The 11,495-nt window shown below is 59.5% G+C and carries 13 protein-coding genes and 1 pseudogene (1 of these 14 only partly in view); 3 read left to right on the top strand and 11 right to left on the bottom strand.

Annotated features, from left to right (window positions below; all coding sequences use genetic code 11):
- Window positions 1–100: pseudogene (locus A3H92_08400) on the top strand (hydrogenase) (it extends 396 nt beyond the left edge of the window).
- Here the strand turns inward: A3H92_08400 and A3H92_08395 are convergent.
- Complete coding sequence (locus A3H92_08395) at window positions 72–1,682, bottom strand: histidine kinase (GenBank protein ID OHC74812.1); 1,611 nt, start codon at window positions 1,680–1,682, stop codon at window positions 72–74. The pseudogene A3H92_08400 and the gene A3H92_08395 sit on opposite strands and share 29 nt — an antisense overlap.
- Window positions 1,683–1,688: 6 nt before the next feature.
- Window positions 1,689–2,381 carry a DNA-binding response regulator gene (locus tag A3H92_08390; GenBank protein ID OHC74811.1) on the bottom strand — a complete coding sequence of 231 codons (693 nt, stop codon included), beginning with the start codon at window positions 2,379–2,381 and terminating at the stop codon, window positions 1,689–1,691.
- 168 nt (window positions 2,382–2,549) lie between these two features.
- On the opposite strand from A3H92_08390, the gene A3H92_08385 reads away from it, so the two are divergent.
- Both A3H92_08385 and A3H92_08380 read left to right on the top strand, forming a co-directional pair.
- Entirely contained in the window at window positions 2,550–2,741 is a 192-nt protein-coding gene (locus A3H92_08385; protein ID OHC74810.1) for a hypothetical protein, read from the top strand.
- Window positions 2,742–2,743: 2 nt separating this feature from the next.
- Window positions 2,744–3,409 carry a hypothetical protein gene (locus A3H92_08380; GenBank protein OHC74809.1) on the top strand — a complete coding sequence of 222 codons (666 nt, stop codon included), beginning with the start codon at window positions 2,744–2,746 and terminating at the stop codon, window positions 3,407–3,409.
- A 20-nt stretch (window positions 3,410–3,429) separates the two neighbouring features.
- Here the strand turns inward: A3H92_08380 and A3H92_08375 are convergent, their stop codons facing one another.
- From A3H92_08375 to A3H92_08335, 9 genes are all read right to left on the bottom strand, one after another.
- Window positions 3,430–4,317 (bottom strand): 3-hydroxybutyryl-CoA dehydrogenase, encoded by an 888-nt coding sequence (locus A3H92_08375; protein ID OHC74808.1) that lies wholly within the window; start codon window positions 4,315–4,317, stop codon window positions 3,430–3,432.
- Window positions 4,314–5,252, bottom strand: a complete 939-nt coding sequence (locus A3H92_08370; protein ID OHC74807.1) for an electron transfer flavoprotein subunit beta — start codon at window positions 5,250–5,252, stop codon at window positions 4,314–4,316. Before A3H92_08370 ends, A3H92_08375 begins: the two co-directional genes overlap by 4 nt.
- A complete protein-coding gene (locus A3H92_08365; protein ID OHC74806.1) occupies window positions 5,249–6,007 on the bottom strand; it encodes an electron transfer flavoprotein subunit beta in 759 nt (252 codons plus the stop codon). The genes A3H92_08370 and A3H92_08365 overlap by 4 nt, the downstream gene beginning before the upstream one ends.
- A gap of 75 nt (window positions 6,008–6,082) precedes the next feature.
- Window positions 6,083–6,616: an ATP:cob(I)alamin adenosyltransferase gene (locus A3H92_08360; protein OHC74805.1), complete on the bottom strand. Its 534-nt coding sequence runs from the start codon at window positions 6,614–6,616 to the stop codon at window positions 6,083–6,085.
- A 96-nt stretch (window positions 6,617–6,712) separates the two neighbouring features.
- Entirely contained in the window at window positions 6,713–7,120 is a 408-nt protein-coding gene (locus A3H92_08355) for a hypothetical protein (GenBank protein OHC74804.1), read from the bottom strand.
- Between the two features lie 87 nt (window positions 7,121–7,207).
- Window positions 7,208–9,253 carry an X-Pro aminopeptidase gene (locus tag A3H92_08350; protein ID OHC74803.1) on the bottom strand — a complete coding sequence of 682 codons (2,046 nt, stop codon included), beginning with the start codon at window positions 9,251–9,253 and terminating at the stop codon, window positions 7,208–7,210.
- Window positions 9,250–9,570 carry a hypothetical protein gene (locus A3H92_08345; GenBank protein ID OHC74802.1) on the bottom strand — a complete coding sequence of 107 codons (321 nt, stop codon included), beginning with the start codon at window positions 9,568–9,570 and terminating at the stop codon, window positions 9,250–9,252. The genes A3H92_08350 and A3H92_08345 overlap by 4 nt, the downstream gene beginning before the upstream one ends.
- Before the next feature lie 25 nt (window positions 9,571–9,595).
- Entirely contained in the window at window positions 9,596–10,846 is a 1,251-nt protein-coding gene (locus tag A3H92_08340; protein OHC74801.1) for a hypothetical protein, read from the bottom strand.
- 70 nt (window positions 10,847–10,916) lie between these two features.
- Complete coding sequence (locus A3H92_08335; GenBank protein OHC74800.1) at window positions 10,917–11,480, bottom strand: hypothetical protein; 564 nt, start codon at window positions 11,478–11,480, stop codon at window positions 10,917–10,919.
- Window positions 11,481–11,495: the final 15 nt, after the last annotated feature.

Genomic DNA, 11,495 nt, shown 5'->3' with positions numbered 1-11,495 from the left:
GCACATTCCCGGCTGCCCGCCGTCCCCGGACATGATGCTGAGAGGGCTTATGGCCCTGCTTTCAAAGTACGCTAAGAACCCATCGGCAAGCGCACGGTAAAGCGGCTTCCGGCAGTTTTACCGGCTTCATTTTTCAGAGTTTGGGCGACTATGGCGCCGCCGTGGGCTTCGACTATTTGTTTGGAGATGCTGAGGCCGAGGCCGGAATGAGTGCCGAACTTTTCTTCTTCCGGGCGTTCCGAGTAGAAGCGGTCGAAGATGGCTTGCTCCTTGCCCTCGGGAATGCCGGGGCCTTGGTCGTCCACATTGACGATGATCCAGCCGTCGGCGGATGAAACGCCGATGATAATTTCTCCGGTTTTGGGCGAGAAAGAGACAGCGTTGGCGATGATGTTGCGGAATACCTGGGCGAGACGTCCTTCTACGCCGTTGACCATTAACTTGCTATCGACGCCGCCGCTTTCCAGACGAAGGCGGGGCGCATCGTCGCCGGCGGTATATATACTGACCAACGTCGCCAGCATCGGCCTCAGATCAACCGGCGCCTCCTCAGCCCTGGACATCTCGGCGTCGAGGCGGGACGCATCGGAAATATCGCTGATCAGCCTGTCCAGGCGCAGCACGTCTTCCTTGATGATTGACATCAACTCGCGCTGCTGGTCCGGGTTCTTGACCCTGGCGGCGGTCTCTACGGCGCTACGCAACGAGGTCAGGGGATTCTTGATCTCATGGGCGACATCGGCGGCGAAACTTTCGATGGCGTCCATGCGCTGCCACAGTGATTCGGTCATATCATCGAGGGTCTTGGCCAGTTCGCCGATCTCGTCGTTGCGCTCCGACATATCGGGGATGGCGTGCCGGCGGTGGTGGCCGTGACGCACTTTCTCGGCAGCCTCGGCCAGACGGCGCAGGGGCCGGGCTATGGTTCGCGCCAGATAGAGGGAAAGACCGATGGTCACCGCCAGCGCCACGGCGAACACCTTGAGGATATCAAGGCGCACCTGAAGCACCGTTTCGTCGATGTCTCTGGAGTCCTTGGACAGCATTAACGCTCCCAGCACCTGCTTGTAACGCCTGATCGGCACGGCGGCGCTGAGAATCATGCCGCCGTTGTAACTGCGCACCATTCCCGCGTTGTCGCCGGACAGGGCCGCCAGCGCCTCGTCGTAGTCCTCGGCTTTTTGCAGCGGCCTTTCACGATAGGGGCGTATTTGATCCTCGCCGGACAGCCATCGGGCCAGAAGGTCATACACATCGAGGACGGCGCCGATATATCCGGTATCAAGGCGCGGCGGCGGCAGATCAACGATCTGCACCATGCCGCCGGGGCCGACCAACGCCATCGAATCGGCGATCAACATGCCGGCGTTATTGAACAGGCGGGCGCGGGTGCCGGTGGTCTTTACCAGACGGCGAACCATTTGGCGCACCAGTTCATTTACCAGTCTTTCGCCGGTGAACCCCTCGGCGCTGACGGCGCCTTCGCCGAGAGCGGCGGCGAACATGTCGGCTTGGGTATTCAGCGCCTCCAGTTCGCCTGTCACCAGACTGCGCCGGTACTCGCCGAGATACAGAAGCCCGGCCACCAGAATTCCCAGCGCCAGGAGATTGACGGCGAGAATCCGCCGGGTGATCGGCGATAGGGTGCGTTTTTTAATATGGAGGTAAGGATATGTTTGCAAAACAGCTCAGCTTTCGCGGTAGCGGTAGCCGACGCCGTATAACGTTTCGATCTGCGCAAAGGCGGAATCGACGTCCTTGAATTTCTTGCGCAGCCGTTTGACGTGGCTGTCGATGGTGCGGTCATCGACATAAATGTTTTCCCCATAGGCGGCGTCGATCAATTGATCGCGGTTCTTGACATGCCCCGGGCGCTTGGCAAGGGCCTGCACCAGCAGGAATTCGGTTACCGTCAGGTTCACTTCCATGCCTTTCCAGGTACACAGGTGACGGGCCGAATCCAACGTCAGATCGCCTTGCGACAGAATGTCCGTATTGTCGTCGGCGTCGGCGGAAAGTTCGCGGCGCCGCAAAACGGCTCGGATGCGCTCGATCAGCAGATGCTGGGAAAACGGCTTTTTGATGTAGTCGTCAGCGCCCATTCTCAGTCCCAGCACTTCGTCGATTTCATCATCCTTGGAGGTAAGGAAGATTATCGGCATATCGCTCTTCTTCCTGATTCGGTCCAGCAATTCCATGCCGTCCATGCGCGGCATCTTGATGTCGAGGATCGCCAGGTCAGCGGGCTTTTTCTCAAGGCCGTCCAGCGCCTCCATGCCGTCGACGTAGGTCCGCACTTTATATCCCTCGGCCTCAAGCGCCATCGACACCGAGGTCAGGATATTACGATCGTCATCAACGAGAGCAATGGTATGGGACATGCCGTTAATCCCTTGTATCCGTAAAAAATAACGTCAAGCCGTTATCAGCATTTGACGCAGGGGCTACGCTGAAATTATAGTCCGGTTAATAATTTTCTGCTTGTGTAATTGTGAAGACGGTTTTTGGAATTATCCATGCCGTCAGTTTTATAGCGGAGAGATCATACGATGAAATCCCCCGTAGTCATTGCCCAAAAAGTATCCGGTCAGGCTGTCGGCGCTCAACGGCTCGTCGCCGGATTGCCTGTAGTTTTAGCCCTGTTGCTGGGGTTTTTTATGTTGATCGGCGTCGGATTCGCCGGGACCACCCATGACGTCGCCCATGATACCCGTCATTCTTTCGGATTTCCTTGCCACTGACGTTGCTTAAGCGAATCCTGATTACGGCGCTGGCGGCCGGATTCATCGCCGGTCTTTTCATGTCCGCCATCCAGGCGAGGTGGGTTATTCCGTTGATCGAGCAGGCGGAGGCCTACGAATTCTGCACCCCCGATCTGGAATGCCCTCCGGGGGCCGCCCTGAAAGACGCCATGCCTGTGGAGCGGTTGGGCTACACGGCGCTGTTCAACATCCTTTCCGGGGTGGCTTTCGGCTTGTTGCTGACCGCCGGATATGCCTTGCGCGGAGAGCCGATAAGCTGGAAGCAGGGGATTGTCTGGGGGCTTGCCGGTTTTGCCGCCTTCTCCCTGGCCCCGGCCCTTGGCCTGCCGCCCGCCCCGCCCGGATCGACGCATATGCCGTTGCAGGAAAGCCAATTGTGGTGGCTGGCCTGCGCCGCAGCGACCGCCGCCGGACTGGCCTTGCTGGCATTCGGAAATCGGCGCTTCAAGTTATTGGGCGTGGCGGCGATGATCTTGCCCCATGCGGTCGGCGCGCCGCTGCCGATAGGCGACAATACCGTTCCGGCGGAGGTCGTTGTCGAGTTCATCACCGCTTCGCTGGTAACCACCGGCCTTTTCTGGCTCGCTCTTGGTGGGCTTTCGGGTTTTGTCTATTGCAGATTATCCGCCGCGAACGGGCCGGATTAACGCTCTAAGTCGCGCAAACCCTACCGCGTCGGTATCGGAATCGCCCCGGCGTAGTCATAGAATCCGCGACCCGTCTTGCGGCCCAGCCAGCCGGCCTCGACATATTTCACCAGCAGCGGGCAGGGGCGGTACTTTGCGTCGGCCAGGCCTTCGTGCAGGGTGTTCATGATCGCCAGACAGATATCCAGGCCGATGAAGTCGGCCAGCTCCAGCGGTCCCATGGGATGGTGAACGCCCAGCTTCATCGCCCCGTCGATGGCGGCGACGGTGCCGACGCCCTCGTACAGGACATAGATGGCCTCGTTCAGCATCGGCAGCAGGATGCGGTTGACGATAAAGGCCGGAAAGTCCTCGGCGTTGATCGGCGTTTTGCCCAGCTTCAAGGTCAGTTCGCGCACCGCTTCGTAGGTATCGTTCTCGGTGGCGATGCCGCGAATCAGCTCCACCAGCTCCATCACCGGCACCGGGTTCATAAAGTGCAGGCCGATAAACTTGCCGGGGCGGTCGGTGCGCGCCGCCAGGCGGGTGATGGAAATGGACGAGGTGTTGGTGGCGATCAGGGCGTCTTTCTTGAGGTGAGGACACAGATTCTTGAGAATCGCCTTTTTGGTCTCCTCATCCTCGATGGCGGCTTCGATAACCAGATCACAGTCCTTGAAGCCGTCCGCTCCAAGTCCGGTGGTGAGACGCGCCAGCGCCGCCGTTTTGTCGCCTTCGGAAATCCTGCCTTTGGCTATTTGACGGGACATGTTTTTTTCGATGGTCCGCACGCCCTGTTCAAGACGATCTTCGTCGATATCGATCAGGTGAACGTCGTAACCGCCGAGGGCGCACACATGGGCGATGCCGCCGCCCATTTGCCCGGCGCCGATGACGCCGATCTTTTTTATGGAAATCTTACCGGTCATTGATGCTTGTCCAGTTCCGCCGACAATTCAGGTATAACCTGAAACAGGTCCATCACCAGCCCATAATCGGCAATCCGGAAGATCGGCGCGTCCTCATCCTTGTTGACGGCGACGATGACCTTGCTGTCCTTCATTCCGGCCACATGCTGGATGGCGCCGGAGATGCCGAAGGCGATATACAGATTCGGGGCCACTATCTTGCCGGTCTGGCCGACCTGGGAATCGTTGGCGACAAAGCCTCCGTCCACCGCCGCCCTGGAAGCGCCGATGGCGGCGTTCAGTTTATCGGCCAGACCTTCGAGAAGCTTGAATTTTTCAGCGCTCTGCATGCCGCGCCCGCCGGAAACCACGATCTTGGCGCCGGTTAATTCGGGACGTTCGGACTTGGTCAACCGCCGGCCGGAAAAGACGGATATGCCGGAATCCGCGCCCGGCTCGATGACGGCAATGGCGGCGCTTCCGCCTTCGGAAGAGGCGGCGGCGAAGGCGGTGGCGCGTACGGTGATTACTTTTACGGCATCGCCGGAGCGGACGGTGGCCATGACGTTGCCGGCATAGACGGGACGGACGAAGACATCACGGCTTTCGACGGCGGTGATTTCTGAAATCTGCGCCACGTCCAGCAGCGCCGCCACTCGCGGCATCAGATTCTTTCCGTAGGTGGTGGCCGACGCCAATATATGCTCAAAACCGGGAGCCTGCCTGACGATCAGCGGCGCCAGCACCTCGGCCAGCGGATGCGCATGGACGGCGGCGTCGGCCAGCAATACCTTGGCGACGCCGTTGACCCCGGCGGCGGCTTCGGCGACGGCGCGGCAATTATGTCCGGCGACCAGAACGGCGACCTCCCCAAGCTGCGCCGCCGCCGTAACGGCATTCAGGGTGGCGGACTTCAGGGATACATTGTCATGTTCGGCGATGACTAGGGCGCTCATGGGATCACCTTCGCCTCGTTTCTCAGCTTGTCCACCAGTTCGGCGACGCTTTTCAGAATGACCCCGGCTTGGCGCTTGGCCGGAGTCGCCACCTTAATGGTGGTCAGCCGGGGAGCGATGTCCACGTTCATCTCTTGCGGGGTAATGACGGCGATGGGCTTTTTCTTGGCCTTCATGATGTTGGGAAGGGTGGCGAACCGGGGCGTGTTCAATCGAAGATCAACCGTGATCACCGCCGGCGTTTTTATGGTCAATACCTCCAGGCCGTCGTCAACCTCGCGGGATGCTACGCAGGCGCTTTTATCGGGGGTGAATTCAAGTTTGGAGACGTTGGTTCCCTGGGGACGGCCCAGCAATCCGGCCAGCATCTGGCCGGTCTGGTTGGCGTCGTCATCGATGGCCTGCTTGCCGAGGATGATCAATTCCGGCATTTCGCGCTTGGCCACGGCGGCCAGCAGCTTGGCGGCGGCCAACGGCTGAATCTCGGCGTCGGTTTCTATATGGATGCCGCGATCAGCGCCCATGGCCAGCGCCGTGCGGATGGTCTCCTGACACTGCTTGGGGCCGATGGAGACGGCGATCATTTCCGAGGCGACGCCGGATTCCCTGAGCTTGACTCCCTGCTCGACGGCGATTTCATCGAAGGGGTTCATCGACATCTTGACGTTGGCCGTCTCGACTCCCGAGCCGTCGGCTTTGATGCGGACCTTGACGTTGTAGTCAATCACGCGCTTGACGGCGACGATGATCTTCATTTCTCTAACACCATGAATTCATTGTATAATGACATCTTGAGGGGCAAGGCCTCGGTCGGTCAAGTCCATTCGGCGTCAGCGGTTGGTCCCCGGCGCCCATAACACATCGTCGGCGCCGTCGTTGTTGAGATGGCGGGCCAGCACAAACAGGTGGTCGGACAGGCGGTTGACATAGCACAATGCCGCCGGGTTGACTCCGGCCAGGCCGCTGATCAGACACTCGGCGCGGCGCGTCACGGTTCGCGCCATATGCAGACAGGCGGAAGCCGGCGAGCCGCCGGGCAGGATGAAGGAATCAAGCGGTTCAAGACCGGCGTTAAGGGCGTCGATCTCGGATTCCAGGCGTTTCACCTGCTGATCCGTAATACGCAGCGTACCGCCGCAACTCAAATCAGCGCCCAGGTTAAAGAGATCGTTCTGGATGCGCCCCAGCATGGCGCCGGCCTCGCCATCGGTATGCAAACGGGCCACGCCGATAGCCGCATTGGCCTCGTCGATAGCGCCGCAGGCGACGACGGCGGGATCATGCTTGACCACCCGCTTTCCATTGCCCAGCGAGGTTTTGCCGCCATCTCCGCCGCGTGTGTAGATTTTATCCAGCTTCACCATGATTTAACCATATGCTGCAAGCGCCACGCTTCCTATGGCAAAACGAACGAATAGTCGGTTATTTTCAGCGTGGGCGCAGGGGAAACGGAGCGGCGGTTACTCGATCTTGGCGGCATGGCCGGGGGCGTATACGGGGATCGGGGCGACGTCTTCTCCGGGGCCGTCGGGATTGGTCACCAGCGGATGAAGGGCGGTTTCCAGATAACGCAGCACGCCGTCCTGGTGTTGGGGGCGCACCAGCGACCAGCTCACGAACAGGCCGCCGTTGACTTCGTAATCGAGTATTTCCTGATTATTGCCGAGTTCATGGAAGGCGGCGGCCAAATCGTCACTTTTGCCCATGTAGACCCAGGCCGGGCGGATGCCGGCGTGCCAGATTACATAGACGCCGCTGATGTTGCTAAGCCCTTCTTCCTCGGGGTCGAGATTGATGAAGCGGTGGAACCGTCCGCTTTTCGATCTCGCCCAGTTGGGATCAAGGATATTGCTTGAATCAACTGACATCGCCGTTTGATCCCCGACCGTTTCTCATAACACAGCGTCTATCAGGTTTACGGCCAAGTGATTGCTGATTAGTTAATATTCAGCCTTTTAAAGCCAGCCGACGGGCCGGGTTGCCTGTTCCAGCCAGCGGGCGGTTTCGGCGTCGACCAGCGGTTTCAGTTCCATCCTGATTCGGCCATGATAGGCGTCCAGCCACACCGCTTCGCCTACATCAAGCAGCGCTGTTTCCACCAACGACAGGTCGATGGGAGCCATGGTCAGGGTTTCAAATCCCAGCATTTCTTTTTCCCGGGAGCGGGGCGACGGCAGCGACGCCACCGCCGCCAGATTTTCGATGCGGATGCCGTAGGCCCCGGTCTTGTAATAGCCCGGCTCGATAGAAGTCACCATGCCGGGTTTGAGCGCAACCCGGTTGGGATGCTTGGAAATCCTGTGCGGCCCCTCATGGACGTTTAAATAGGCTCCGACGCCGTGGCCGGCGCCGTGATCATAATCCAGGCCGACGTCCCACAGCGCCTTGCGGGCCAGAACATCAAGCTGTGAGCCGGTGGCGCCTTCCGGGAAACGGGCCGACGCCAGCGCGATGTGACACTTGAGCACGCGGGTGAAGTTGAGGCGCATCTCGACCGAAGGGTTGCCGATGGCGATGGTGCGGGTGACGTCGGTGGTGCCGTCCAGATACTGGCCGCCGGAATCAACCAAATAAAGGGTTCCGTTCTCGATCCGGCGGTTGCTTTTTTCGCTGACCCGGTAATGGACGACGGCGCCGTTAGCGCCGGCGCCGGAGATGGTGGCAAAACTCGGCCCGCGAAAATGCTCCCCCTCGCGGCGCAATGCGTCCAGTCGCTCGGCGGCGGCCATTTCGGTAAGCCCCGATCCCGGCGCCTGCCCGGACAACCAGGCGAGGAAGCGGCAGAGGGCGACGCCGTCGCGCTTGTGGGCGTTACGGATGCCGTCCAGCTCCATCGTGTTCTTGCATGCCTTGGCAAGCGCGCACGGATCGACGCCGGGAACAATATCGGCGCCGGCTTTTTTCAGCCGCGCAAAGACCCAGGCCGAGGCGCCGTCAAGGTTGAGGCGCGTCCTGGTCTTCTTTGCCCCCAGCCTGTCCAGGGCGGCGCCGAAAGCCTCAATATCCTCGACGTTGACTCCATCGCCCAGATGACGGACGGTTTTAGACGTAAGTTTCCGGCGGTCGATGAACAGCTCGACGGCGGCATCGGCGTGAATGACGGCGAAGGCCAGCGTCAGGGGAGCAAACGGCACATCTCCGCCGCGTATGTTCAAAAGCCATGCTATGGAATCAGAAGCAGTGAGAACGGCGGCGCCCAGCCCATCCTGCTTTATATCTTCGGCAATCCTCTGACGCTTGCGGTCGGAAGATTCGCCGGCAAAGACGATCTCGTGGGGGACCGTCGGCGAGATGGGAGGCGGCGGCCGGTCGAACCAGACGGCGTCCAGCGGATTGTCATCAAGAGCCTCAAGCGTGCCCCCGGCCTTTTTGCAGGCGGTCTCCAATCTCATTATCTGATTTTGCGTATGCAGCCGGGGGTCGTAGCCGAGTCTGGCGTCAGAGGCCAGATTCCGGGAAATCCATTCTCCGGGCCGGCCGTCGCCCTGGCTCACAAATTCAAACAAGGCGCCGTCGGCTTCCTCACGAACCTGAAGAGTGTAACGGCCATCGACGAATATGGCGGCCTTGTCCTCAAGAATCACCGCCGCGCCGGCGGACCCGGTAAATCCGGTAAGCCATGATAATCGCTCGGCGCATCTGGGGACATATTCACCCTGGCATTCATCAGAGTGAGGCACGATGAACCCCTGCACGCCGCGACGATTTAATTCTTTGCGCAACGCGGCGAGTCTGATCGCGCTATCGCCCTTGCCGCCGTCAAGGGACGCCGCCATTTCGGCGTAAAGCGCCTTCAGTCGGGTTTCAAGCCTTACATCTCCTCCGGCATCGACAAGGGTCAGCCATGAGTCAGGATCAAAAGCGGCGGCGGCGGCGGCGCCGTGAGCCAGGGCGCGGACTTCGTCCACCCTCAGGCGCGATCCGGCCTGACGCAAGAGACGCTCAAGCGTCTCGTTCTCCTGACAGGCTTCGTTTGCCGATAATGGGTCTTTGTCGGTCAATTTTTTCTCTTGTTTGTGACCTTGGCGTATCCCAGGCGCCTCATGCAGGCATCCAGCGTATGCTCGCCGCTTTTGCCGGCTTTATAGCGGGCCATGTTAGCCCCCAGCGTATCGGTGCGCCCCATATCCATGTCCTGATAATTCGGATTATAGACCATTTCCCTTTCAGCCTCGGCGTTGGCTTTTCGGGCGCAGGCGGCCTGATCGCCGGGCCACTGGCCCACGGGCGCGTTCGGATTTTCCCAATGGCCGGACGCGGCGCAAGACGCTACCGATAAAACAATAACCAAAAAGGCCGATAATTTTGATAAAGACATGACGATGATTTTATCTATCCGACCGTCAAAACATCAGTGAATCGGGGGGTATATGTACGGTGACGGTGGTGCCGACGCCCCGGATGCTTCTAAGCTTCAGAACCCCGTTGTGCAACTCGACGAAGGCCTTGGCCAACGGCAGGCCCAGGCCGGCGCCTTCATATTTTCTGGCCAGCCGGCTGTCCGCCTGGCCGAAGAGCGACATTGCTTTCGGTATGTCCTCGGCCTTGATGCCGATGCCCGTATCGCTGATTGAAATTATTAACTGCCGGGTCTTCTCCGAGAAAATTACATTGACGCCGACGCGACCGCCCTCCGGCGTGAATTTCACGGCGTTGGACAACAGGTTGAGGATGATCTGCTTGAAGCGGCGAGGTTCGGAAAAAATATCCGGCAAGTCCCTGCTTATCCGGCAGCGCAATTTCACTCCGGCGCCGGCGGCGCGGTCCTTGATCAAAAGCAGGCAGGATTCCACCGCCGGGGCGACCTTCATGCGTTCGGGGCGGAATTCCATTTTGCCTGTCTCGATTCGGGCCACATCAAGAATGTCGGTAATGATATCCAGCAGGCGGCGTCCGGAATCAGCGATATTCCCGGCGTATTCCTTGTATTTGGCGCAGCCGAGGGCGCCGAAAATCTCTCCGTTCATAACATCCGAAAAACCGATGATGGCGTTGAGGGGAGTGCGCAGTTCATGGCTCATGGCGGCCAGAAATTCACTCTTCACCCGGTTTGCTATTTCCGCATGTTCCTTGGCCTCGCGCAGACTTTCTTCGTGACTTAGCATGGTCTCCGCCGCCCGCCGCCGCTCGGTGGTGTCGCGGGCCACCAGCACCGCCGCGTCATCGCCGAACGGATTAAAGGGCCGCACCTGCAACTCGGCGTCGATCACCCCTCCATTGACCTTGACCATCTTCAACGGCGCCCATCCCGGCTCTTCGATAAGGACTTTCATGCCGTCCTCCAGCAAGGTATGGAAGTCGGAATGAATGAACTCGGCAAGAGGTCGGCCGATCAGGTCTTCATTGTCGGCGGCGCCCAGAATTTGTATGCCGGCTTTGTTGATCAGGACGATAACCCCGCCCTTGAGGATACAGAAAATATCCGGCGTCAAATCGACCAGTTCCTGGTAGTGAGCCGCGCCGTCGCGTAAATCATGGCGGCTGTTTTTAAGGGGTTCCTTTATGGAAAGGTAATGAACGCCCCCCTCCGGCAAGGACTTTTCCCCGCACGAAACCTTACGACGCTGCGCGTTAGGGTTCCTCTTTTCCAGCATGGCTGATTTTGTTCCGGCCTTTCTCTGGAAAGGTTATAACAAAAAAGCTCTCTCAAGCAACCAAAGCCTGTTAGTCAACGGCGCCCAAGCAGCGGCGGATAAAGGCGACGACTTCGGGGGAATCCCATTCGACGGTTCCGACGACCCGCCCCGCCAGATTGCCTTGCGGATCAATCAGCAGCGTCGCCGGCAGTCCGTTGATTTCGGCTCGGCGCATCAGCTTGCTGCGGTTATCCAGCAGGATCGGCAGGTTGGCGATGTTTGCCTTGGCGTAGAATTTCCTGACCGCCTCGGCGCCGTCACGATCCTCGGAGATGACCAATACCAGTATGGCGTCTCCTTTAACCTTGGATTGCAGGCGGTCAAGCGACGGCATTTCGCGTACGCATGGGGCGCACCATGTGGCCCAGAAGTTTACGACCAGACCGGCGCCGCGATAGTCGGCAAAGGTCCGCTCCGCCCCCTCGGCGGTAAAAAAGGGCGCCGAAGGGGCCGGCGCGGGCTTCTCTTGGGGCTGAAAATCCTTTATTACTTTACCGTCGTCAGCGCATTTTTTGTTATCGGCGCTTGCATGCGGCGGGGATATGACCAGAATTGCCGAGGCGATCAACCCCAAGAGCAAGGCGCGCAACATGTTCGGGTTCACTCA

This window comes from Rhodospirillales bacterium RIFCSPLOWO2_02_FULL_58_16 (genome assembly GCA_001830425.1).
Classification (GTDB): domain Bacteria; phylum Pseudomonadota; class Alphaproteobacteria; order Rhodospirillales; family 2-02-FULL-58-16; genus 2-02-FULL-58-16.
Note: the sequence above shows the minus strand (reverse complement) of the source record. Positions and strands in the feature narration are given on the sequence as shown.